Raw genomic sequence first — 22918 nt, forward strand, 5'->3', positions numbered from 1 at the left:
TCGTCGGCCGGCTTCTGCTCGGCCGATGCCTCACTGAGCACCGGCCTCCTGGTTCCCAGGGGAGCTCCCCGAATCCGATTCGGCTGACTTCTCGCCGTGCCGGGCCTCGACCGCGCGGCGGTAGTCGGCGCCGCCGCGTACGGCGGGCTCAGCTGCTCTGGGCTGCTGTGAGAATCAGGTGGGCGATGGCGTCGGGGTGGGTGATGATCGACAGGTGGTCGGCGGGGAGTTCGATGGTTCGGGCTCGCATGCGGGTGGCCAGGAAGCGTTGGAGGCCGGGGTCTGTTGTCCGGCCCTGGCTGGAGATCGCGTACCAGGTCGGCTTGTGGCGCCAGGCCGCCGTCGTGGTCGTCGAGGTGGGGAAGAGTGAGCCGGCCACGCGCCCTTGGGCGGCGTAGAGGGCCAGCGCGCGCGCCGGGTGAGCAGCCCGGGCTGTGTCCGAGCGGCGGGCGTCGCCACAACCTGGGCGGCTTCGTGCCTGGTGGTGACCACACCAGGCTCAGCTCACCCTCCCCTGCCGCGGCGCCGTGCTGCCAGGGTGAGCGCATGAACCAGCGCACCACTTTGATCACCGGCGCCACCCAGGGCCTGGGCCGCGCCATCGCATTCGACCTTGCCTCCCGAGGCCACAGTGTTCTCCTCCACGGCCGTGACCGCACCCGTCTTGAGGCTGTCGCGGCCGAGATCCAGGCCGCAGCCCCGGACGCCACCATCCGCACCTACCTCGCCGATCTGGCCGACCTCGACCAGGTACACGCGATGGCCACTCGGATCCGTACGGCCGAGCCCCGGCTCGACGGGCTGGTCAACAACGCCGTCGCGGGCGGCGGCGCCGACCCGCTCCGGCGTGAGTTGAGCCGACAGGGCCACGAACTGCGCTTCGCCGTCAACCACCTTGCCCCCTATGCCCTGACCCGCGACCTGCTGCCGCTGCTCACCGCATCGGCGCCCGCCCGCGTGGTCAACGTCGCCTCGATCGGTCAGGAGGCCATCGATTTCGAGGACGTCATGCTGGAGCGGAGCTACGAGGGCCTGCGCGCCTACTGCCGCAGCAAACTCGCCATGATCATTGCTACGTTCGAGCTGGCCGCCGAGCTCGACGGCACCGGCGTCACGGTGAACACCCTCCACCCGGCCCACTTGATGGACACCGACGGGGTGCGTGAGTACGGCCTGACCCCGGTCACCAGCGTCGACGAGGGTGTGCGGCCCACCGTACGGCTCCTCATCGACCCGGACCTCGCGGCCGTCACAGGCCGCTACTTCGACCAGTTCACCGACACCCGAGCACACGATCAGGTCTACGACGCAGCCGCCCGGGAGCGCTTGATGAAGCTGACCCACGCCCTTGTCAACCAGGCAGTGGCAGGCAGGACATGAGCGCAGCCAGGGGCGAAGCGCGGTAACCGTGACGGTGCCCGAAGTCCCGCCTCAGGCCAGTGCCGCAGCGAGCTCGGGGAGGTAGCCGGCCAGGAAGCCCAGGTCGGTGGCGCGCCCGAACTCCGGGTGGCTGCGGTGCTCGGGCAGACGCGCCAGTGCCTTGCGGCCGAAGTAGCCGCCTGGGTCAACCCCTGTGGGCTGGGTGGGCGTGCCCGTCCAGCCGGGGTCGGCCGCGACGAGGGGCAGGCAGCGTTCGAAGAGCTGGTGGCAGGCTTGCAATCCGCGGCGCAGCACCACGTGGTAGGGGTCGCTCTCGCCGATCGGATAGGGCTCGGCGGCCAGGGTGCGGCCCGTGTCGATGCCTGCGTCCACCTCGTGGAGCGTCGCGGCGAACTCTCGCTCGCCGCGCAGCATCGCGTACACGAGAGCCACCTCGGGCAGCCCCCGATAGGCAGGCAGCGGGCCGTGGTGGATGTTCAGGATGCGCAGCCCGGTGGAGAGGACCGGAGCGCGGAAGATCATCCGGTTGTTGACCGACCAGAGGAGGCCGTCCGTGCCGGCGTCGGCCAGCTCGGCAGCGACCGAGTTGACGTCCTCGACGCGCAGGAAGGGCACGTCGGGCAGTGACGCGCGCGCGGCGGCAGGGCCGCAGACCAGGTCGACGGCCAGGCCGCTGTCCAGCGTGTGCTGTACGGCGCGCCGGAGCAGCGCACCCTCACCGACGAAGATCACGACGTGCTCCTCAGCGCCTCGACGGTCTCGATGACGCGGCCGAGCGTCAGATTCTCGCTCAGGGACCCGAGCCGGGCCAGGAACTGCTGCTCCGCGGCCCGTCCCAGCAGTTCGTCGCCGAGCGCGGACAGCATCTCCAGTACGGCGAGAGAGTCGCCGCCCAGTGCGTGGAAGTCGGAGGAGGCGTCGAGGCGGCCGGCGTCGCAGTGTAGGACTCGGGACCAGATCCCGGCAATCACCGCCGCTGTGCCGGGTCCGGGAGCATGTACCGTCCCCGGCTCTGCGGCTGCCTCGTCGAAAGGGTTCGGCAGGGCGTTGCGGTCTGTCTTGCCACTGGCCGTTTCCGGAAGCGCGGACACCGAGCACACCACCGAGGGCACCAGGTGGGACGGCAGCGAATGCTCCAACTCGGCGCGCACGGCTGCCTCGTCAAGGACGGCCGAACCCTCGACGGGAACCACGTAGGCACACAGCGCCTGCGGGCCGGTGTGGTGCCTGCGGCGGGCGACCACGGCGGCCTGCGCGATGTCCGGCAGCGCGGTGAGCGCCGCCTCGACCTCGGCCGGCTCGACCCGGTGACCGCGGATCTTGACCTGTGCGTCGATCCGGCCCGCGTATTCGAGCTGCCCGTCCGGCAGCCGCGCCACCAGGTCGCCGGTCCGGTAGGCGCGCCGCCCGTCGGGGAGGTAGAGAAAGCGGTCGGCCGTCAGGTCGGGGCGGCCGAGGTAGCCACGGGCCAGCTGAACACCCGTCACATACAGCTCGCCCAGCTCGCCGTCACCGACTTCGTGCCGCTGCTCGTCGAGCACGGCGACAGAAGTGCGGTGCACCGGTACTCCGATCGGCGCGGACGCGCGTGAGGCGTCGTCGCCGACGACGGCGACGGTACAGGCCACCGTCGCCTCTGTGGGGCCGTAGATGTTGACGATCAGGCAGTCGGGCCCGAATGAGGCGCGTGCCCACCGGCTGGTGGCCGTGGTGAGGTTCTCGCCGCCGAGATGGAGCGCGCGGATGCCCTCCGGGCGCAGGCCGAGCCGTGCGGCGAGATCGAGGTGGGTCGGGGTCAGGGCCAGGGTGTTGGCCTGCCGCCCGGAGAACATCTCACGCAGTTTGACGTGGTCGAGTTCGCCGGGCACCGGTACGACGGCGCCACCGTGCAGCAGCGGCGGGAAGATCTGCATCATCGACAGGTCGAAGCCGGGCGAGAAGGAGTACGCGGCCCGGGTCTGCTCGTCGCACCGCAGGAACGGGGCTATCCAGCCGACCACGTTGACCAGGCTCCGGTGCTCGATCTGGACGCCCTTGGGCTTGCCGGTGGAACCGGAGGTGTAGATGACGTACGCCAGATCGTCCGGTCCGGGAGCGGCGGCGGCGATGGCGGCCCGGGCGTCCACAGCGGCATCGTCGCTCGCGACGTCCTCGAGGAGGATCGTCGTGCATCCGGCTCCCTCCGTTCGGTCGGCCGAGGCCGCGTCCGTCAGACAGAAGCGGACCTGCGCGTCGTGAAGCAGTTCCTTGACCCGCTGCGCCGGAGTGCGCATGTCCATCGGCAGGAACGCGGCGCCCGCCTTGAGGACACCGAAGACCCCGGCCAGGCCGAGCGCCGAGCGGTCGGCCAGCACACCGACCACCTCGCCGCGCTCGACCCCTCGGGCCAGGAGCAGGGCCGCGACGGCGTCCGAGCGGCGGTCCAGATCCCCGTACGACCAGGGGAGTCCGTCGCCGATCACGGCGGGTGCGTCCGGCCGCCCGGCGGCCTGCGCCCGGAACAGCTGCACCACGGTGGTGTCCAGTGGCGGAAGCCCGTCAGGTCCGGGTTCAAGGAGCAGGTCTGCTGCACCGGGCTTTCGGGGCGCGGCCACCGGCGGCGCGGCCGAGGCCGGTACTGCCGGGGCCAGCGCGGTCTCGATCCGGTCCAGCAGCGCCTCGCAGCGCTCGCCGACGTCCGCGGCCCCGCGGGCGGAGACCACCAGCTCGGTGTGCTCGGGCAGTTCGAGCAGCGCGATGCTGACGGGAACCAGCGGCGCGTGCACCGGCAGGGCGTACACGGTCGTCGCCGTGAACTGACCGGTGCTGAACTCCTCGAGCGCCAGTCGGCCCGCGTTGGACACGATGGCCGACGCCAGATAGCGGTGGCGTGCGTACGAGGCGGTGCGCGAGGCGCCGATCAGCCCCGCGGCAACGGGCAGTGGCAGCCGGGCCAGCGCGGCTTCCGCGCCGGCCGCCAGTTCCTGCCGCGCGGCCAGGGCCTTGAGCAACCGCCGGTGCACCGCATCCGCATCCTGGCCGGGCGGCACGTCGAGGAACACCGGCAGCGCCAGGTTGGCTGTCGACGACACGGTGGGAGCGTGACGCCGCAGATCCACCGGGACCATGATCCGGGCCGAGGAACCGCCGACGGCCCGGGCAACCTCGGCGGCCACCTTCGCCGCCAGCGCCGCGTGCCGGCCGGGTACCGTACGCCGCCGCCACACCGTGCCGCTGCCCGGCCGGCCGGCCAACGGCGAGCGCTGGTCGAGCCCGAGGCGGGGCCGCTGCCCGGTCCGGCCGAGCGCGTCCAGCAGTTGATAGTCGGCCAGGGAACCGGCGGCGCCGTGCAGCGGTTCACCCCGCAGAGCGCGAAAGACCTCGGCGGCCCACATCGCCGCGCCCTTGAGGTCCATCACGGCATGGGAGACGCGGAACACCACGGTGCTCGGTTCGCCGGTGAGAAGCAGGACCTCGCAGCCCGAGCGGCCTTCGGCCTCGGCCAGCGGCCCGGCCAGCTCCGGCAGGCCGGTGAGCGTACGGCGGTCAAAGGACTGCCCGTCGGCGACCACGACCCGGGCCGGAAGCCCACTGTCGATCCACATCCTGCCGCGGCGCACCAGCCGCGAGCCCGGGCAGGACGCCGAGGCCCGTGCCACGGCGCGGCTCAAGTCCAGGGCGTCGATCGGTCCTGTGCCCTCGACGACCAGCTGGAGCACCAGCAGCTCACCGAGGCGGGCGGCGGCCAGATAGGACCACTCGGTCGGGGAGACGGGCCGGCGGAAGGCGGGACGGCCCGAAGGGCGGGCCTCAGGACCGATGCCCGTGACGGCATGCTGCGCAGCCATGGCTACTTCACCTTCCGGATGAATTGGTCGACGCCGCCGATGCTGTCGATCCAGGCCTCCAGCTGGGCCATCCCGGCTTCGTGGGCCACCCGCGGCGCCGTCAGATCCCGCCGGGCCGCCGAGATGTCGTACGTCGCCGAACGGGTCAGCAGGGCCAGCGAGTAGCGGGAGAGCGGAGGCGAGGAGTTCTTGGCCAGCGGCGGCAGTTTCCAGACCATGTCCGCCGTGAAGGCGAGCGCGCGCAGCAGCCTGTGGGGGACCCGCTTGGCCGGAGGCCGGCCGCCGAACCGTTCGGCGAGGCCTGCGAGCGTGCTCCAGATCTCGACCGGCTCTTCGTCGGCTATGAAGTAGGCCCTGCCCCCGACACCGTCCGCACGCGCTGCCCGCACGCAGGCGTCGGCAGCGTTCTCGCAGTAGCACAGCGACGCGTACACCCGCCTTCCCCCGGACAGGTCGGGCAGGCTGCCCGTCATCATCTTCGCGAGCAGCCGCGGCATGAAACCGGAGTGGTCGCGCGGGCCCCACACGGCGCGCGGGCGCAGGGCGACAGTGGTGAAGTCCGCGCTGTCCGCGGCCAGGACCAAGCGCTCCGCGGCGGCCTTGGTCTCCGAGTAGAGATTGAGGTGGCGCGCCGGGAAGGGCTCGCTCTCGTCGATGTCGAGCCGGTCGCCGCCGCGGATGCTCATGAGCGCGCTGGGGCTGCTGATGAAGACGAAGCGACTCGCCCCCGCCTCCCGGGCCGCTGACACGAGGCGCTCCGTGCCCGAGACGTTCTCGTCCCAGAACTGGGCGCGGGTACCCCTGTCGGTGACGCGGGCGGCGCTGTGGTGCACCGCATCGATGCCGTCCATGGCCCGGTGTATCGAGGCGGTGTCGCGCAGGTCGCCGTAGGCGAACTCGATGCCTGCGACGGTACGCAGATGGCTCAGGTCGCTCTCTTCGCGCACCAGCACCCGCACGTCGTCGCCCGCGCGGAGGCAGGCGTCGACTATATGGCTGCCGAGGAACCCGGACGCGCCGGTCACCAGCACCTTCATGTCGAAGCGCCCTTCGCCTTGCGGAGCCCAGTCCGCCACCACGTGGCTCCGAAGAGCATCGTGAGCGCGGCTGTCGCCCATGGTTTGCGCCCGGTGGCGAGTTCCTGCTCCGCACGCAGCGCGGACGGTATCTGGGCGGCGTGGACGACGACGCTCAGGAAGGCGTCGAGCCACCACAGAGCGGTCAGGGCCACATGGTCCAGGGGCAGCAACGGCCAGGCAGCCAGATACGCCCACCCGAGCAGCGGTATGGTGCGCAGCGCCTGGTCGGCCGCCGTCGGGCGGCGGCTTCCGGTCAGCCGGTCCTCGGCCCAGCCGGCCAGCAACTCCCGGCGGATCTTGGCGTTGTGGCGGATGTCGACGGGGAACGCGGGGTGCGGAAGGAAGTCCGTGATCGCCTTGGTCATCGGGTTGTTCGCGCCCAGTTCGCGCAACTCGCCCTCGATGTGCGGCCACTGCTTGCGGTCGACGCCCGGTGCGAGCTCCACACACAGCACCGGCCGCTGTTCGGCGCCCGGGCCGAAGCCCACCAGCGCCGTACGTTTCACGTGGGGGTGCGTGTTGAAGACACTCTCGCAGCGCACCGTGTGCAGATCGCCGTCGGCCGCCCGGACCCGGTGGCTTTTGCGACCGCAGAACCAGATCCGTCCCTCACCGTCGATCCATCCGACATCACCGGTGCGGTGCCAACGACGCCCACCGTCCTGGATCTTGTGCTCGGCATCCGCCTGGGGCGCTTGGAAGTACCGCGGGCTGACCGCCTGACCGCTGACCACGATCTCGCCCATCTCACCGGCTTCCACCGGCAGTCCGGGTGTCCACCGGGGGACCGGTCGGTCGCTGACCTTGATGGTCCGCACCGTTGTGCCGGGCGCGGGCCGGCCGACACAGACGCCCAGACCTTCGGCCGGGCCGGCGGCAGGCCCGGCCAGCGCTTCTCTGCTCTCCACCAGAGCCATCGGCAGCGCCTCGGTCGACCCGTAAGTGCTGAACACACGTGCCTCGCCGGGCAGTACGGCCCGCAGCGCCGCCATCAGCTCGGGGCTCACCGGTGCGCCACCGGAGACGATCAACCGCAGCGACGGCACCTGGGCGCCGGACTGCGCCAGATGAGCCGCGAGCGGATCCAGCAACGCGGGTGAGGCGAACATGGCGTTGACGGAGAAGCGCTGGATCGCATCGGTCAGCAGCGCCGGATCGGCGGCGCCGACCCGGCCCATGTTCATCTTCGGCACCACCGCCGTGCGGCCCGCCGCGAGGTCGAACACGCCCATCAGCGGCAGGGTGACCAGGGTGCTGGTCATGTCGCTGGTGAAATGGCCCTCTTCGACGCCGTACGCCATTCCCCGCAGCATGCCGACGGTGATCTCGACCGGCTTGGCCGGGCCGGTACTGCCGGTGGTGTAGCCGATCAGTGCGAGGTCGTCGGGCCCCGACTCCAGCGGAGGCTGCTGCGGCAGGCCCGCACCGAGGGCGGTCAGCTCCTCAAGTGCCGTGCCGCTCCCGCGGCCGACCTTGATCAGGCTCTGCACTCCGGCGAAGGCGCGCGGGCGCAGCCGCCGCAGGATGTGTGCGGACGGTATGCCGATGAATGCCTGGACCCCCACGCGATGGAAGCAGTCCAGCATGCGGCCCAGCCCCATGCCGGGATCGACCACCACCGGAACCGCTCCGACGTGCATCAGGGCGAAGACCAGGGTCAGCAGGTCGACGCCCGGAGTCACCAGCAGGGCAGTACGGGTACCGCGGCGGATGCCATGAGCTTCCAGTGCGGCGGCGCAGGCGGTGACCCGTTCGGCGAGTTCGCCGTAGCCGACCGACGTGTAGGCCGGTCGGCCGGCCGATTCCATGCGGTCGCCGTCCGGGTGGATGACGGCCGGTTTGCCGGGCGTACGAGCGGCGTGCCAGGCGAGCAGTTCGGCCAGGAACGCGTCCTGGCGCAGGGCGGTTGTGGTGCCGGGCATCAGTGCGCGGCTCCGTCGCTGTCGTCGGCCAGGTGGTAGAGGCAGGACGCCGAACTCAGCCCGGCGCCGACGGCGAGGAAGAGGATCCGGTCGAACCCGGCGAACCTGCCCGCGTCTTGTGCCTGCCGGAAGCCGTGGGTGAGCGCCGAGGTGTGCGGGTCGCCCTGCACCCCTTCGACGGTGACCGCGGCATCGGATGCCATGCCCAGGCGTTTGGCGAGCTGGGCGGGGAAGTCGGACGACGGCTGCGAGGTGATCAGCAGTGTGCGGTCGAGGACCGCTGCCGCTCCATCGGCGTCGGTGCCGTACTCGGCCGCGAGGCAACCGCGTACCGAGTCGACGGCCAGATCGAGCATGCGCTCCAGGACGCCGCCGTCGCGATCGACGACGATCGTCTTTCGACCCGCCGAGCCCGCCTCGTACAGCGGCAGATACCCGTTGACACCGTGACCGCCCGGCGCCGACCTGTGGTGCATCCGGCCGAAGCCGCGGACGTCGCCGGTGCGTTCCAGCAGCAGTGCCGCGCCGGTGCTCGCGTACGGGAAATCGGCGGTGCCCGCCTTCGACGGATCCATCGAGGGGTGCGTGTCGGCGGAGACCACAAGTACCCGGCGGGCACTGCCGGTTGCCAGCAGGGCACCGGCCGCCTGGACGGCGTTGAGCACGCCGCAGGCGCCGTTCATGAGGTCGAACGAGAACGCGGGCCGCCTGTCCGGGGCGTGCAGATACTCCAGGTTGATGCCGATGCGCTTCTGGATGAGCGCGGCGACGGAGGGCTCGGAGATGTTGGAGTCGCGGTAGACGCCGACGTTGATGAGGACGTCGACGTCCTTGGCGGTGAGCCCCGCCTGTTCCAGGCAGGCGCTGCCGGCCGATGCGGCGTACCCGATCGCGCTGCCCGTCTCGTCGGCAGGGCTGAGCGCGGTGGAGGTTATGACAGTTGCCACTTTCACACCTCCAGGGAGGAGACGGTCGCGGACAGGAAGCCGGTCACCACGCCCGATGCGGCGGGTACCAGGAGGACTTTGGACCCCTTGGGTATGCGGCCTTCCGCCAGTGCCTGATGCAGTACCAGGTAGTGGGAGGTGGTCGCGGTGTTGGAGAACTTCTCGACGACCGACAGCGTCTGCGGCATCGGTGTCTCGAAGATGCTCTCGCCGACCTGGTTCATGAAGTCGACGAACCGGCTGCCTACCTGGTGCTGGACGACGAAGTCGTATCCCTCGTCGGCGAATTGGCGACCGTCTTCGGCCAGCTTGTCGCGGTGGAAGGTCGGCCACAGCGAGAGCCTGTCCTCGGCGTGCATCTCTTTGTTGTTCGTGTACATCGCCAGATCGCCGGTGTCGTCACTGGGCATGCCCAGGCACAGATGCGAGTACTCCGAGCAGGTCATCAGCTCGACCTCGTGGATCACGTCCGCTTCGTCGGTGGCGCGATCGACCAGCACGGCGACGGCCGAGTCGCCCACGGAGAGGGACGCGAACTGCGGGTCCCGGCTGTGCTCCATCTCGCGTGCGGCAGTGAACGCGATCGGGGTGATGTGCTCACCACTGACTACCAGGCCGCTGCGTACCTCACCTGACCGGATCATCCGGTCCAGCAGATAGACGCCGGTCATCATGCCCGCGCAGGCGTTGGAGACATCGAAGTGCAGCGCGGAGAGCGCGCCGATCTCCTTGGCGATGCGGTGGGCGAACGACGGCTCGAACTGGTGGCGTCGGCCGTCCGTCGTCCGGCTGATGGAGCAGGAGATCACGACGTCGATCTCGTCCGGGGCGTAGCGCGAGCGATCCAGGCATGCGCGGGCCGCCGAGACTGCCATGGTGAGGCAGTCCTCGGGAATGTCGCCCGTATCGTCGGCGACGCGGCGTTCGGCCATGCCGGTAATTTTGAAGAGGTCGAATTCCGGAACCTTCTCCATACGGGCGAGGAGTTCCGGAGTGCTCATCACCGTCGACGGGAGATATGCCCCCATGGACTCTAAGCGACTCTTATTCACAAACCCCTCCAGGTGGTTCCTTGTTCATGCTGCGCACCGGCATGGTCAAAGCCTCAATGAATGTCAACGGGTCATGATTTCCCCCGACTTCAGTGCGCCGCACGACGACGTTAGCGCACTGTGCAGGGCGTCTGGCCACCGTCTGCCTGTGACGATCACCACTTGACGGTTATTTAGCATTCCCCAGGGTGCTGGCCAAAAGTGGCAGCCGATATTGCGACACGATGTCGGCGGCGTTTCGAGTCGTCGTTGTGAACAATCCGCGTGGCGTATCCGCCCGGTCTCGGTCACGCGAATGCTGTGTTACACGTCTTCCCTCGCCCCGGAACCGTGACGGACCACAGGTCGTGATAACAGCGGAAGAGGCGCTGAGACATGGGGAGGTCGCCGTGGTCACCGGTGATGTGCGTATCGAGGGCAACAGTCTGCTGCTGGGCGGCGGGGTGCAGATCCGTTTCATCCGTACGCTGCGTCTGCCCGAGTCGGGGACGCATCCGTTGCCGCCGGGGCTCGGCGAGTTCCCGCTGCGGCGCGTCGAAGACTTTCCCGGCACCGTGCCGCGCCCGTGGCTGGCTCGGGGCGGGGTGATGCTGCCGGTGTACCTGCGGGAGGCCCTGTGGCTGAGCTTCGCGGGCAGCAGGGAGCCCGCGGCGCTCCAGATCGGCGTGGGCAAGGTCTGTGCCGTTTCCGGCGAGCGCTGGACCGGCCGGCTTGCGCGCAAGCCGCAGAACTATGTGGTCCTGCCGCGGCAGCCGTGGCTGGACGGCATCAACTCCGGTCGGGGGACGGTGCGTCAGTTCGTTGCCGTGCCGCTCGGACTGGGGGCCACGGTGGAGGGGCAGGTCACCGGCGAGGAGACCACGGGAGGGGTTCAGCTCCAGGCGTTCGGGCTGTCCCGGGCTGCGCTCGGTGCCTGGCGCGAAGAGCAGCGCGTGCGGGCGGAGTTGGCGGCCCGGGCCCGCCCGGCTGCCGCACCGCCATGGCCCGGGGGACCGGCGGCCGCGCCGGGTGCACCGGCCGGCGTGCCGGGAGGCGGCTACGGTGCGGCGTTTCCCGCTGCCATGGCCGCGCCCCCGGCTCCGGGTGGGCCGCCCCCGCAGGCCGCCGCCATGGGCTTGGGTGCGGGCGGTTCCATGCGGCAGGAGGTCTATCAGGACGACCGGCCCCTGTCCGACTGGGCCGAGGACCCCGCCGGCCGGGTGTTCGTCCATCTGGTCACCCCGCCCGACTGGCGCCGCATCACTGGTGAGGAGGCGCCGCCCTCGCCCGTCGATCGCGCCGCCTACACCCGGGCCGGGCTCCCTTGGTTCGACTACTACGACGAGGACGGCACCGACCTGGCGCCGACCGGCACCTTGAGCCAGGTCAAGCCGGTCGGCGACTGGCTCGGTGACGACCACACCCCGTGGGCCCCGCCCGGCGCACACCAGGTCCAGCCGCTCGGTGACGTCCCGCCGCCGCCCGGGACGCCGGTGAAGGACGGGGACTGGTGACCTGAGTCCCGATCCGGCGGATCCTACCCGTCAGTAATTTGGCCGATCATCGTCTCACCGAGGCTGTTTGTGCACCTCTACGCTCCGGATCACCGAGCCGCGTGCCGTCCGGACAGGCCGGTCCCAGCCACATGGAGCCCCCAGTGAGACGCACGCAACGCCACGGCGGTCACCGCGCCGCGGTCCGGACGACAAGTGCCGCCGTTGCCGCGGCACTTGTCGTCCTCGCAACGGTCGCCGCGGCACCCGCCCGACCCGCCGCACCCGCCAGGCACACGTCAGCGGACGCGGGGCCGGAGCGCGCGGCGGCCGGGCCCTCCTTCCGCCTCGCCGACATCCCGATGAAGGACGGTGTCGTCCTCAAGGCGAACGTGTTCTCGCCCGCCCCCGGCACCCCCGGCGCCGACGCGCACGGCCGCTACCCGGTGATCGTGCAGCCGGCCAGCTGGGGCCAGAACGACCTCGAGTACGTCCTTCAGGGCAAGCGACTCGGCGCATCCGGCTACGTCGTGGTCACCTACACCGTCCGCGGCTTCTGGCTCTCCGGAGGCGAGGTCGACGTCGCGGGTCCCAAGGACGTCGCGGACATCTCGACGGTCATCGACTGGACCATCGCCCGGACACCGGCGGATCCGCAGCGTATCGGCATGACCGGTCTCTCTCTCGGCGGCGGCCTGACCCTGCTGGGGGCGGCGGCCGACCCGCGGATCAAAGCGGTCGCAGCGATGAGCGGTTGGGGGGACCTGGTCGACTCGCTCTACAGCGGCGAGACCCGGCACCTGCAGGCCGTCGCCGCACTCACCGCCGTACAGACGCCGACGGGCCGCCAGAGCGCCGAGTTCCGGCGCATGCTCGGCAACCTCTTCGCCGACCGCGACACCCCCGATGTCATCAGATGGGCGCGGACCAGGTCGCCCGGCGCGTACGTGGACCGGATCAACGCCAACGGCACGGCCGTATTCCTTGCCGGCGCGTGGGGTGACAGCATCTTCAACCCCAGCCAGATCACGGCCTTCTATCAGAAGCTGGCCGGTCCCAAGCGAATCGAGATGCGCCCCGGCGACCACGCCACACAGGAGGTCTCCGGCCTGCTGGGCCTGGACAACGCCACCTGGGCGAGCGCGCTTCGCTGGTTCGACGAGCACCTCAAAGGCAGCGGCACCTCCCGGCCGCCGGTGGAGCTGGAGGTGCGGCCAACCGGTGCACAGGAGAGCTATCCGTCCTGGCAGGCTGTCAGTTCCCGGACCGAGCGGCTGCGGCTGGGCAGGGCGGACGCCTTCGGCACCGGCCCGCTCGCCGGCGGCGCCACGGTGGGAACAGGATGGCGGACGTCCGTCGTCGGCGGCCTCAACTCGGGCGCGGACGGCGGGATCACCGAACTGTCCGGACTGCTCGACCAGTTCATCAAGCTGCCTCCGGTCGTCGCGGTCCCGTTGCTGCCCCGATGGGCCGCAGCCGTATGGCAGTCGAAGCCGTACGCAGCCACGCAGCGCGTCCGCGGAGTCGTCAGGCTGCACACGACCGTCACGTCCTCCGCGCCGCAGGGCACGGTGATCGGCCACCTCTACGACGTGAACGCCCTCGGCGTGGGCAAACTGATCTCCCATGCCCCGCAGAGCTGGACCGGCAGAACGCCGGGGCGAGCCTTCCCGCTCGACATCGCACTCTTCGCCACCGCCTACGACCTGCCCCCGGGACACCGGTTGGCCCTGGTTCTCGACACTCAGGACCCGCTGTACGGCGGTCTCACGCCGCTGGGCAGCAAGGTCTCGTTCGGCTCGCCGGTTGACGACCCGTCCGAAGTGGTGCTGCCCCTGCGATAGCCGACGAATGAGCCGGGCGCGTCGCCGATGCACGTCGGACCCCTCTCGCCGTACGGTGCTGTCTCGGCGGGCCAAGCTCCCGCAGGAGGCCGCAATGCATCGACAAGAAGTCGCTGACGTCCTGAACAAGCCGCTCGCGCTCGAGCTGATGTCCTCGGACATCCCGGCCCGCGTGGCGTACACCGGGCTCGACGGAGCACCGCGGGTCGTGCCCATCGGCTTCCACTGGTCCGGCACGGAGATCATCATCAGCACCGTGCCGGGCTCCTACAAGGTCCGCGCCCTGGCGGCCGACCCGAAGGTGGCGCTGACCATCGACACGACCGGTCGGCATCCACCGCATGTGCTGCTCGTCCGCGGCACGGCCGTCACCGAACTGGTCGAAGGCGTCCCCGCCGAGTACCTCCAAGGGGTGACGAAGTACATCCCCGACGAACAGCGGTCGACGTTCGAGGCCGAGGTGCGGTCGCTCTACAAACAGATGGTCCGCATCACGATCACGCCCGAATGGGCGAAGCTGCTGGACTTCGAGACCACGATCCCGAGCGCCGTGGAGCGGTTGGTGCGTGAGCGTGCCCGAGAGCAGGGGGACTGAGGGGCGACCGCGGTAGCTCCGCCCTGGCCCGGCGCGGCAAGCGGCGCCGATGTCGTGCGCGATCCGGCGCATCGTGGCCGCGCTCTGGACCACGTACCGGTCGGTCACCGGATGAACGCGGCATCCGGCCGACGCCGCCTGCTCCGGCGGCAACTCGACGCGATCAGCGGCGCCGCAGTGACGGGTCCAGCAGCGCGGGCGGAGTGTCGTTCTTCTCGTGCGGGGCCAGGTCGGTGCCGGGAGCGACAATCGCGTCGATCGCGTCGAGCACGTCGGCGGAGAGCACGGTGTCTGCGGCGGCGAGTTGCGAGTGCAGGTGGTCCAGCGTGCGGGGGCCGATGAGCGCGCTGGTCACGGCGGGGTGCGCGGTCACGAATCCGAGCGCCAGCTGGATCATGGTCAGACCGGCCTCGTCGGCGACCTCGGCGAGCTGCTCGACTGCGTCCAGCTTGGCCCGGTTGGAGGGGATCGCGGTGTCGAACCGTTGCGGCATGAACGCCGAGCGGCTGGTGGTGATTTCCTGGCCCTCGCGCACCGCGCCCGACAGCCAGCCCGAGGCCAACGGGCTCCACACCAGCACACCGAGCCCGTACTGCTCGCTCACGGGCAGGACGTGGCTCTCGATCCCGCGCTGCAGGATCGAGTAGCTCGGCTGTTCGGTGACGTAGCGGCTCAGGTGATTCTCGCGCGCGGCCCACTGCGCTTGTACGAGGCGGTATGCGGGGAAGTTCGAGGAGCCGAAGTAGCGGATCTTTCCCGCGCGCTGCAGGTCGGTCAGAGCCGACAACGTCTCCTCGTCGCTGGTGCTCGGGTCCCACCGGTGGATCTGGTAGAGATCGACGTGGTCGACGCCGAGACGGCGCAGGCTGTTGTCCAGCTCGGTGACCAGCCAGCGGCGCGAACTGCCCTGATGGTTGCGCTCGTCGCCCATGGGCATGCCCGCCTTCGTGGCCAGCACGATGTCGTCGCGGCGGCCGGCGATGGCTTTGCCGACCATCTCTTCCGACTCGCCGCCGCTGTACATGTCGGCCGTGTCGATGAGGTTGATCCCGCCTTCCAGAGCGGCATCGACGACAGCGGTGGCCTCGTCCTGGGTGGTACGCCCGATCTTGCCGAAGTTCATCGCGCCGAGCGCGAGGGAGCTGACCTGCACACCGGTGCGGCCCAAGGTGCGGTACTGCATGACCGTGTTCCTCCATTGCGGATGAAGCGTGGTGACAATGCGTGGCTTGGTTGTCGGCCCGGCCGCTGCTCTGGCATCATGAGCAAACGGGACCGTGTCCCGTTTTTACGATACGGAACAGTGTCCCGTTTAGCAAGCTCGGTAGCGGAGAGGAGGGCGCGGTGAAAGACAGCGACTGCGCAGGGCAGGCGGCCCGGCCCAAGCGGGCGGACGCCCGGCGCAACAAGGAGGCCCTGCTCGACGCGGCCGCCGCGATCTTCGTCGAGTCGGGCGTGGAAGTGCCGATCCGCGACATCGCGGCCAAGGCCGGCGTCGGGACGGCCACGATCTACCGCCACTTCCCGACGCGAGCGGATCTCATCATCGCCGTCTACCGGCACCAGGTCGAGGCCTGCGCCGAGGCCGGTCCGGCCCTGCTGGCGGCCGGCCCAACTCCTCGTGCCGCACTAGGGCGATGGATCAACCTCTTCGCGGACTTCCTGGTCACCAAGCACGGACTCGCCGCGGTGCTGCAGTCGGACAATGCGGGCTTCGACACCCTGCACGCCTACTTCATCGACCGCCTCGTGCCCGTGTGCACCCAACTGCTCGACGCCGCAGCCGCCTCCGGCGAGATCCGGTCAGACCTGCAGGCCTATGAACTCATGCGGGGGGTCGGGAACCTCTGCATCGGCGCGGAGAGCGATACCCGCTACGACGCACGCCGACTGGTCGAACTCCTCATCGCAGGACTGCGTCGACCGGACTAACTGCCGGCACTTGCGGGCGCGAGGGTGCGGGCGGTGATGTGGGGCGGCGGGGCGATGCCATCGGGAAGTACGGGGTCGGCCTCCGGTTGCCCGAAGGTGGTCGCCATGGGCAGGACGCCGGCCCATATCCCGAGTGCGGCGTCCGGCCCGTCGCCGTCGTCGGGGGCGCCTGTGCGCACCTTGACGGAGGCCTCTTCCAGGGAGAGGGCGAGCAGAGACGTCGCGGCAAGTTCCTTGCGGTTCGGCTGCCGTGCGTAGTCCCACTGCCCGGGTGCGGCTTGTTCCGTCAGGCAGCGCAGTCCGGCGAGTTTCTCCTCGGGGCCGGTGACAGGGCGGGGTACGCCGTAGATCATCGCGCTGCGGTAGTTGACGCCGTGTTCGAACACCGATCGTGCGAGGACCAGGCCGTCCACGTGCGTGACGGTGACGCACATCGTGGCCCGGGGCGAGGCGAGCAGGCTGCGGCTCGCAACCGAGCCGTGGAAGTACAGGTTCTGCCCGTCGGCTCCGTAGGCGGTCGGAACGACCATGGTCTGCCCGTCGACGACGACACCGAGGTGGCAGATGAAGCCCGCCTTCAGGATGGCGTCGAGGACCGCGCGGTCGGGGCTTCCCTGCTCCCGCAGGCGCCGGTGGCGAGTGAGTTCCGTCTGTGGCAGGGCGGCCGGAAGCGGGCTGTTGTTCACGTCGGTCTCTCAACTGTTTGCTGTTGCCGAGGCGGTCACGGGGATGACCCGTAGGCTAACGATATCGACACTTGAACCGCTATGGATCGACGAAATCAGTTGTTCTTGGATGAGAGGGTCGCTGAATCCCTCGCTGTCGTGATCGCCCCCCTAGCCTGAGACGTATGACAAGGGAGGTGCCGACTGCGTCGGGGCGGGCCGCGTTCTACTGCTTGGTCAACGCGACCGAGGGGCGTTTCCCAGCTGACCGAACGCCCTGGGGAGCGGCGTAATCCGGCCGCGGCTGCTGCGGACGGGATCCTTGACCGCGGGTCGGGCCTCCGTGATGCTGGTGTTGCGGCACTTGCGGTGTGTGCCGTAATAAGCAACGCATCCCATGGGTTCGCATCAGTCGAGGAGTGGCCATGACTCACCAGGTCCGTGCTGTTGTCGCGAGGGGGAAGGGCGCCCCGGTCAGCCTGGAAACGATCATCGTCCCCGACCCCGGCCCGGGTGAGGCGCTGGTGAACATCGAGGCCTGCGGGGTCTGCCACACCGACCTGCACTATCGCGAGGGTGGCATCAACGACGACTTCCCCTTCCTGCTCGGCCATGAGGCGGCGGGCCGGGTCGAGGCGGTCGGCGAGGGCGTCACCGAGGTCGCACCGGGCGACTTCGTCATCCTCAACTGGCGTGCGGTCTGCGGCCAGTGCCGCGCGTGTCTGCGGGGGCGGCCCTGGTACTGCTTCAACACCCACAACGCCAAGCAGAAGATGACCCTCGCCGACGGCACCGAGTTGTCGCCGGCCCTGGGCATCGGCGCCTTCGCCGAGAAGACGCTGGTGGCGGCCGGGCAGTGCACGAAGGTCGACGAGCGGGCGTCGGCCGCGGTCGCCGGGCTCCTGGGCTGCGGTGTGATGGCGGGGATCGGTGCGGCGATCAACACCGGTGCCGTCGGACGCGGCGATTCCGTCGCGGTCATCGGCTGCGGCGGAGTGGGCGACGCCGCGATCGCCGGGTCCCGGCTCGCAGGGGCGGCGAAGATCATCGCGGTGGACATCGACGAGCGGAAGCTGGCCACCGCGAAGAAGATCGGTGCCACCCACACGGTCAACTCCAAGGAGACCGACCCGGTGGAGGCGATCCGCGAACTGACCGGCGGCTTCGGCGCGGACGTCGTCATCGAGGCCGTCGGCCGCCCCGAGACGTACAAGCAGGCCTTCTACGCCCGCGACCTGGCCGGAACTGTCGTCCTGGTCGGCGTGCCGACCCCGCAGATGAAGCTGGAGCTGCCGCTGCTGGACGTCTTCGGCCGCGGCGGAGCGCTCAAGTCGTCCTGGTACGGGGACTGCCTGCCCAGCCGCGACTTCCCGATGCTGATCGACCTCCATCTGCAGGGGCGGCTGGATCTGGACGCGTTCGTGACCGAGACGATCGCGCTCGACGATGTCGAGAAGGCCTTCGAGCGGATGCACCACGGTGACGTACTGCGCTCGGTGGTGGTCCTGTGACATCCGCGAAGATCGACCGACTGGTCACCTCCGGCACGTTCTCCCTGGACGGCGGCACCTGGGAGGTCGACAACAACGTGTGGATCGTCGGCGACGACACCGAAGCGGTCGTCATCGACGCCGCGCACGACGCGGACGCCATCATGGCCGCGCTCGGCGGCCGGACGCTGCGCGCGATCCTGTCTACACACGCCCACAACGACCACATCGACGCAGCCCCGGCGCTCGCCGACCGGACCGGCGCTCCGATTCTGCTGCACCCGGACGACCTGCCGCTGTGGAAGCAGACCCATCCCGAGCGGCTGCCCGACGCCGAACTGGCCCACGGCCAGATCGTCACGGTGGCGGGCGTCGATCTGACGGTGCTGCACACCCCCGGCCACGCCCCCGGCGCGGTCTGCCTGTACGCGCCGGCTCTGAACGCCCTCTTCAGCGGTGACACGCTCTTCGCGGGCGGGCCCGGGGCGACGGGAAGGTCGTACAGCCACTTCGGCACCATCATCGAGTCGATCAGGAACCGGCTGCTGGCGCTGCCCGACGACACGGTCGTGCACACCGGTCACGGGGACACGACCACCATCGCGGCGGAAGCCCCGCATCTGCAGGAGTGGATCGACCGCGGGTTCTGACAGCGGTTCTGGCAGCAGGATCTGACCGCGGCTTGCGGCTGCGGGTCTTGAGGGTGCCTTGCGGCGGCCTCCGGTCAACACGTCGAATGACGCTGACCGCGGGGCCGCCGCGCGCTGTCTCCAGGCGGCCCGAAACCCCCTTTGAACAGGTCGAAGACGCCGATGGCCGCAGCGTTCACTCTGGATCGGAAGTTGTGTACTACGCACAGCGTTGCGTGAAAAGAAACATGGAACAAGGGGTCGGCCTGTCCGGAGGATGCCTTGACACCGGCTTTGGGGGACTTCAAACTGGCGTTGCGCTTACCGCAATCTGTTTCGTTATATGCACCCGAGCACCCGAGGTGTCATGATGATTCCCGCGTGCCGTCTCGCGGATCTGCCGCGAGGCGAGGCCGTACGGCTCGACATGGACCCGCCCGTGTCGGTGTTCCACACCGATGACGGCGAGGTCTTCGCCATCGACGACACATGCACCCACCAGGATGCGTCGCTCGCCGACGGCTGGCTGGAGGGCTGTGAGGTCGAATGCCCGCTGCATGCCTCGAAGTTCGACCTCCGGACAGGGGCCGTCGACTCACCGCCGGCCAAGCTCCCCGTCCGTACGCACGAGGTCCTGATCGTGGACGGCATGGTCTACGTCCAGCCGTCCACGGCTGCCCCGAACCTGCCGCCCTGCATCGCGGCGCGGCTCGCCGGAGGTCCCGCGTGAGGACCGTGGCCGTGGTCGGCGCCTCGCTCGCCGGACTGTCGGCCGCACGCTCCCTGCGCAAGCAGGGCTACGACGGACGGCTCGTCGTGATCGGTGACGAGCCGCACCGCCCGTACGACAGGCCGCCGTTGTCCAAGGAGTTCCTCGCCGGCACGGTCGGCGAAACGGATCTCGCTCTGGAGACGGACGGCGAGGACCTGCAGGCGGAGTGGCTGCTCGGCGTGCGGGCCGCGGGATTCGACCCCGCCGACCACGCCGTGCGGCTTGCCGACGGCAGGTCCGTCCGGGCCGACGGGATCGTCATCGCCACGGGTGCGACCGCGCGCATGCTGCCGGGCAGCGAGGGCCTCGAAGGAGTGCACACGCTGCGGACCCTGGACGACGCCCGGGCCCTGCGGGCCGATCTGGCCCTCGGCGGGCGGCTGGTGGTGATCGGCGGCGGGTTCATCGGCGCCGAGGTCGCCTCGACCGCGTACGGCCTGGGACTTGACGTGACGGTCGTCGAGGCCGCGCCGACTCCGCTTGCCGGACCGCTCGGCGAGGTCATGGGAGGCATCGTCTCCACGCTCCATGCGGACCACGGCGTACGCCTGCTGTGCGGCGTCGGGGTCAAGGGATTGAGCGGGCAGGCTCGCGTCGAGGCGGTCCTGCTCCAGGACGGCCGCAGCATCCCGGCCGACACCGTCGTCGTCGGCGTGGGTGCCCGCCCGTGCGTCGAGTGGCTGGCCGGCAGCGGCGTCGTCCTGGACGACGGCGTCAAGTGCGGGGCGGACGGCCGCACCAGCGTGGCCGGAGTGGTCGCGGTCGGGGACTGCGCCTCCTGGTACGACCCCGCCGCCGGAATCCACCGTCGCGTCGAGCACTGGACCGGGGCGCGGGAGAGGCCCGACGCGGCCGTGGCCGCGCTGCTCTCCGGAGGTGCGGCAACGCCGGGGGCGCCCAGGCCGCCCTACTTCTGGTCGGACCAGTACGGCGTACGCATCCAGTTCGCCGGACATTCCGCCGGCGCCGACAGTGTGACGGTCGAGGAGGGACTCCCCGACGACCGCAGCTTCCTGGCCGTCTACCGGCGGTCGGGGCATCCGGTGGCGGTCCTCGGGATGAACCAGCCGCGCCTGTTCACCCGCTGGCGCAAGCAACTCGCCGCCGCCACGCTCTGACGCCACACGTGCGGCGTCACGCGCTCCTGCTCAGCACGCCGTTCATTGCCTACCGCACAGCGGCGCCCGGACCTCCCCGTCCCGGCGCGACGACCCATCGACGATGTCACCCGCGAGGAGTGCCCAGTGACCTCGACCAGCCTGCCGGACAGCCTGATCGCGACCCTCCCCGGCTCCTACTACACCGATCCCGGGATCTTCGCCCAGGAGCAGGAGCACATCTTCGAGGCGATGTGGTTCTGCGCCGCGCGCTCCTCCGACCTGGCCGCGCCCGGCGCCTTCCGGACCGTCGACGTGGGCCGCGAGAGCATCCTGATCACCCGGGCCCGCGACAACTCCGTCCGCGCCTTCTTCAATGTCTGCCGGCACCGCGGCGCCAAGCTCTGCACGGAGGAGTCCGGCGAGGTCAAGCGCGCCTTCCAGTGCCCGTATCACGCGTGGACGTACGACCTGACGGGCAAGCTCGTCGCCGCGCCCAACCTCACGAAGATGCCCGACGTCGGCCGTACCGAGTACGGCCTGGCGAGTGTGGCCACTCGCGAGTGGCTGGGCTATGTCTGGGTCTGTCTGGCGGAGACCCCGCCCTCCTTCGAGGAACAGGTCGTCGGAGAGATCGTGGCACGGCTCGGCGACGTGGAGTCGATCGAGCGCTACGACATGGACAGCCTCGAAGTCGGCAGGCGGATCGTCTACGACGTGAAGGCGAACTGGAAGCTCATCATCGAGAACTTCATGGAGTGCTACCACTGCGCCACGATCCACCCCGAACTCACCGAGGTGCTGCCGGAGTTCGCCGACGGCTATGCCGCGCAGTACTACGTCGGCCACGGCGCCGAATTCGGCGCCGAGATCAAGGGCTTCACCGTGGACGGCTCCGAAGGCCTGGACCGTATCCCCGGCGTCTCCGAGGACCAGGACCGCCGCTACTACGCGATCACCGTCAGACCGCAGGTGTTCGTCAATCTCGTCCCCGACCATGTGATCTTCCACCGGATGTACCCGGTCGCCGTCGACCGCACGATCGTCGAGTGCGACTGGCTCTACCTCAAGGACGTGGTGGACAGCGGCAGGGACGTCAGCCGGTCCGTGGAGCTCTTCGACCGGGTCAACCGGCAGGACTTCGACGCATGCGAGCGCTGCCAGCCTGCGATGAGCTCACGCCTGTACGCCAAGGGAGGCGTACTCGTGCCCAGTGAGCACCACATCGGTGCCTTCCACGACTGGATCCACGAGCGCCTCGGCAACGGGCAGGCCTAGGCTCAGCCCAGGTAGCCCATGCGGTGACTGATTTCGTCCGCGCCCTGGATCAGCAACGGGGCGAGCTCGCGCATGCGCTCCTCGGTGAACCGGTACGAGGGCCCGGACGCGCTCAGCGCCGCGATGACCTCTCCGTCGCGGGAGCGGACCGGCGCAGCCATGGCGTGCAGCCCGAGCTCGAGCTCTTCGAGGGTCCAGGAGTAGCCGTGTTCGCGGGCATCGGCGAGGTTCTTCTCGAGCTTCGTCTTCGCGGTGATGGTGCGCGGGGTCACCTTCTTCAGACCCGTCTGCGCCAGCAGCTCGGTGCGCTCCTTGGCGGGCATGTGGGCCAGCAGGATCTTGCCGCTGGAGGTGGCGTGCAGCGGGGTCAGCTGGCCGACCCAGTTGTGCGCCGCGACGGCCGCGGGGCCGCGCACCTGGAAGAGGTTGATCGCATAGTGCTCCTGCATGACCGCGATGTTGACGGTCTCGCCGATCTCCTCCGCGAGGCGCTCGCAGACCGGGCGGCCCTGCTGTGTGATGTCGATACGGCCCGTGACCGCACCGGCCAGGCGCACGATGCCGAAGCCGAGGCGGTATTTGCCGCGCTCGCCCGCCTGCTCCACCAGACCGCGCGACTCCAACGCCCCGAGCAGGCGGAATGCCGTGGATTTGTGGACGTCGATCTCGGCCGCCACGTCACTGACGCCCGCTTCACCTTGTTGGGCAAGGATTTCCAGCACGCTGATGGCGCGGTCGACGGACTGGACCCCACCGGGCTGCGAACCGGACGTTTCGGTATCTGGACTGTAGTTGCTCACAGCGAAACTATACGCGCAGTAAACAACGATGGGGTGAAGGGGTGCACGACAATCAAGTTGCGTTGCTTGCAACCTGGTGCGTATAGCGCTACTCGTACTAGCATGCCCGGCGTATCGAACGGCGCGACCGAGACGAG

At 69.9% G+C, this 22918-nt stretch carries 20 protein-coding genes; 10 read left to right on the forward strand and 10 right to left on the reverse strand.

Annotated elements, in window-relative coordinates; all coding sequences use genetic code 11:
• Nucleotides 1–148 precede the first annotated feature (148 nt).
• Nucleotides 149–379, reverse strand: coding sequence for a hypothetical protein (locus tag OG741_RS36405; RefSeq protein WP_405604905.1), 231 nt, complete (start codon nucleotides 377–379; stop codon nucleotides 149–151).
• Between the two features lie 167 nt (nucleotides 380–546).
• On the opposite strand from OG741_RS36405, the gene OG741_RS36410 reads away from it, so the two are divergent.
• Complete coding sequence (locus tag OG741_RS36410; protein WP_405604907.1) at nucleotides 547–1380, forward strand: SDR family NAD(P)-dependent oxidoreductase; 834 nt, start codon at nucleotides 547–549, stop codon at nucleotides 1378–1380.
• Between the two features lie 51 nt (nucleotides 1381–1431).
• Here the strand turns inward: OG741_RS36410 and OG741_RS36415 are convergent, their stop codons facing one another.
• From OG741_RS36415 to OG741_RS36440, 6 genes are read right to left on the reverse strand one after another with little or no spacing between them, the layout of a single operon-like run.
• Nucleotides 1432–2112, reverse strand: a complete 681-nt coding sequence (locus tag OG741_RS36415) for a formyltransferase family protein (protein WP_405604909.1) — start codon at nucleotides 2110–2112, stop codon at nucleotides 1432–1434.
• Complete coding sequence (locus OG741_RS36420; RefSeq protein WP_405604911.1) at nucleotides 2109–5207, reverse strand: non-ribosomal peptide synthetase; 3099 nt, start codon at nucleotides 5205–5207, stop codon at nucleotides 2109–2111. The genes OG741_RS36415 and OG741_RS36420 overlap by 4 nt, the downstream gene beginning before the upstream one ends.
• Nucleotides 5208–5209: 2 nt before the next feature.
• Nucleotides 5210–6244: an NAD-dependent epimerase/dehydratase family protein gene (locus OG741_RS36425; RefSeq protein WP_405604913.1), complete on the reverse strand. Its 1035-nt coding sequence runs from the start codon at nucleotides 6242–6244 to the stop codon at nucleotides 5210–5212.
• Nucleotides 6241–8208: a fatty acid CoA ligase family protein gene (locus tag OG741_RS36430; RefSeq protein ID WP_405604914.1), complete on the reverse strand. Its 1968-nt coding sequence runs from the start codon at nucleotides 8206–8208 to the stop codon at nucleotides 6241–6243. Before OG741_RS36430 ends, OG741_RS36425 begins: the two co-directional genes overlap by 4 nt.
• Complete coding sequence (locus OG741_RS36435) at nucleotides 8208–9155, reverse strand: hypothetical protein (protein ID WP_405604916.1); 948 nt, start codon at nucleotides 9153–9155, stop codon at nucleotides 8208–8210. Before OG741_RS36435 ends, OG741_RS36430 begins: the two co-directional genes overlap by 1 nt.
• A gap of 2 nt (nucleotides 9156–9157) precedes the next feature.
• Nucleotides 9158–10183: a 3-oxoacyl-ACP synthase III family protein gene (locus OG741_RS36440; RefSeq protein ID WP_405604917.1), complete on the reverse strand. Its 1026-nt coding sequence runs from the start codon at nucleotides 10181–10183 to the stop codon at nucleotides 9158–9160.
• A 413-nt stretch (nucleotides 10184–10596) separates the two neighbouring features.
• Here OG741_RS36440 and OG741_RS36445 point away from each other — a divergent pair, with 413 nt between their 5' ends.
• From OG741_RS36445 to OG741_RS36455, 3 genes are all read left to right on the forward strand, one after another.
• The gene (locus OG741_RS36445) at nucleotides 10597–11700 is read left to right on the forward strand and encodes a hypothetical protein (protein WP_405605968.1); all 1104 of its coding nucleotides are present in this window, start codon (nucleotides 10597–10599) and stop codon (nucleotides 11698–11700) included.
• Between the two features lie 131 nt (nucleotides 11701–11831).
• The gene (locus OG741_RS36450; protein ID WP_405604919.1) at nucleotides 11832–13523 is read left to right on the forward strand and encodes a CocE/NonD family hydrolase; all 1692 of its coding nucleotides are present in this window, start codon (nucleotides 11832–11834) and stop codon (nucleotides 13521–13523) included.
• 94 nt (nucleotides 13524–13617) lie between these two features.
• A complete protein-coding gene (locus tag OG741_RS36455) occupies nucleotides 13618–14118 on the forward strand; it encodes a pyridoxamine 5'-phosphate oxidase family protein (RefSeq protein WP_405604921.1) in 501 nt (166 codons plus the stop codon).
• A gap of 163 nt (nucleotides 14119–14281) precedes the next feature.
• Here the strand turns inward: OG741_RS36455 and OG741_RS36460 are convergent, their stop codons facing one another.
• Entirely contained in the window at nucleotides 14282–15301 is a 1020-nt protein-coding gene (locus tag OG741_RS36460) for an aldo/keto reductase (RefSeq protein WP_405604923.1), read from the reverse strand.
• A 161-nt stretch (nucleotides 15302–15462) separates the two neighbouring features.
• On the opposite strand from OG741_RS36460, the gene OG741_RS36465 reads away from it, so the two are divergent.
• Entirely contained in the window at nucleotides 15463–16050 is a 588-nt protein-coding gene (locus OG741_RS36465; RefSeq protein WP_405604925.1) for a TetR/AcrR family transcriptional regulator, read from the forward strand.
• Here the strand turns inward: OG741_RS36465 and OG741_RS36470 are convergent.
• The gene (locus tag OG741_RS36470) at nucleotides 16047–16736 is read right to left on the reverse strand and encodes a pyridoxamine 5'-phosphate oxidase family protein (RefSeq protein WP_405604927.1); all 690 of its coding nucleotides are present in this window, start codon (nucleotides 16734–16736) and stop codon (nucleotides 16047–16049) included. The genes OG741_RS36465 and OG741_RS36470 overlap by 4 nt on opposite strands.
• Nucleotides 16737–17140: 404 nt before the next feature.
• Between OG741_RS36470 and OG741_RS36475 the strand changes: the two genes are divergently transcribed.
• From OG741_RS36475 to OG741_RS36495, 5 genes are all read left to right on the forward strand, one after another.
• On the forward strand, nucleotides 17141–18226 hold the full coding sequence (locus tag OG741_RS36475; protein ID WP_405604929.1) for an S-(hydroxymethyl)mycothiol dehydrogenase: 1086 nt from the start codon (nucleotides 17141–17143) through the stop codon (nucleotides 18224–18226).
• Entirely contained in the window at nucleotides 18223–18855 is a 633-nt protein-coding gene (locus OG741_RS36480; protein WP_405604931.1) for an MBL fold metallo-hydrolase, read from the forward strand. The genes OG741_RS36475 and OG741_RS36480 overlap by 4 nt, the downstream gene beginning before the upstream one ends.
• 346 nt (nucleotides 18856–19201) lie before the next feature.
• Nucleotides 19202–19564, forward strand: a complete 363-nt coding sequence (locus tag OG741_RS36485) for a bifunctional 3-phenylpropionate/cinnamic acid dioxygenase ferredoxin subunit (RefSeq protein ID WP_405604933.1) — start codon at nucleotides 19202–19204, stop codon at nucleotides 19562–19564.
• Complete coding sequence (locus OG741_RS36490) at nucleotides 19561–20724, forward strand: NAD(P)/FAD-dependent oxidoreductase (protein WP_405604935.1); 1164 nt, start codon at nucleotides 19561–19563, stop codon at nucleotides 20722–20724. Before OG741_RS36485 ends, OG741_RS36490 begins: the two co-directional genes overlap by 4 nt.
• Before the next feature lie 126 nt (nucleotides 20725–20850).
• Complete coding sequence (locus OG741_RS36495) at nucleotides 20851–21981, forward strand: aromatic ring-hydroxylating dioxygenase subunit alpha (RefSeq protein WP_405604937.1); 1131 nt, start codon at nucleotides 20851–20853, stop codon at nucleotides 21979–21981.
• A 2-nt stretch (nucleotides 21982–21983) separates the two neighbouring features.
• Here the strand turns inward: OG741_RS36495 and OG741_RS36500 are convergent, their stop codons facing one another.
• Nucleotides 21984–22781: an IclR family transcriptional regulator gene (locus OG741_RS36500; protein WP_405604939.1), complete on the reverse strand. Its 798-nt coding sequence runs from the start codon at nucleotides 22779–22781 to the stop codon at nucleotides 21984–21986.
• Nucleotides 22782–22918: the final 137 nt, after the last annotated feature.

Origin of the sequence: Streptomyces sp. NBC_01410 (genome assembly GCF_045040195.1) — a bacterium.
Lineage (GTDB): Bacteria > Actinomycetota > Actinomycetes > Streptomycetales > Streptomycetaceae > Streptomyces.

Excerpts from the sequence above, each read along its gene's own strand:
- OG741_RS36410 (WP_405604907.1), top strand. The coding sequence starts at position 547 with ATGAACCAGCGCACCACTTTGATCACCGGCGCCACCCAGGGCCTGGGC.
- OG741_RS36420 (WP_405604911.1), bottom strand. The coding sequence starts at position 5,207 with ATGGCTGCGCAGCATGCCGTCACGGGCATCGGTCCTGAGGCCCGCCCT.
- OG741_RS36425 (WP_405604913.1), bottom strand. The coding sequence starts at position 6,244 with ATGAAGGTGCTGGTGACCGGCGCGTCCGGGTTCCTCGGCAGCCATATA.
- OG741_RS36430 (WP_405604914.1), bottom strand. The coding sequence starts at position 8,208 with ATGCCCGGCACCACAACCGCCCTGCGCCAGGACGCGTTCCTGGCCGAA.
- OG741_RS36440 (WP_405604917.1), bottom strand. The coding sequence starts at position 10,183 with ATGGGGGCATATCTCCCGTCGACGGTGATGAGCACTCCGGAACTCCTC.
- OG741_RS36450 (WP_405604919.1), top strand. The coding sequence starts at position 11,832 with ATGGAGCCCCCAGTGAGACGCACGCAACGCCACGGCGGTCACCGCGCC.
- OG741_RS36455 (WP_405604921.1), top strand. The coding sequence starts at position 13,618 with ATGCATCGACAAGAAGTCGCTGACGTCCTGAACAAGCCGCTCGCGCTC.
- OG741_RS36460 (WP_405604923.1), bottom strand. The coding sequence starts at position 15,301 with ATGCAGTACCGCACCTTGGGCCGCACCGGTGTGCAGGTCAGCTCCCTC.
- OG741_RS36475 (WP_405604929.1), top strand. The coding sequence starts at position 17,141 with ATGACTCACCAGGTCCGTGCTGTTGTCGCGAGGGGGAAGGGCGCCCCG.
- OG741_RS36485 (WP_405604933.1), top strand. The coding sequence starts at position 19,202 with ATGATGATTCCCGCGTGCCGTCTCGCGGATCTGCCGCGAGGCGAGGCC.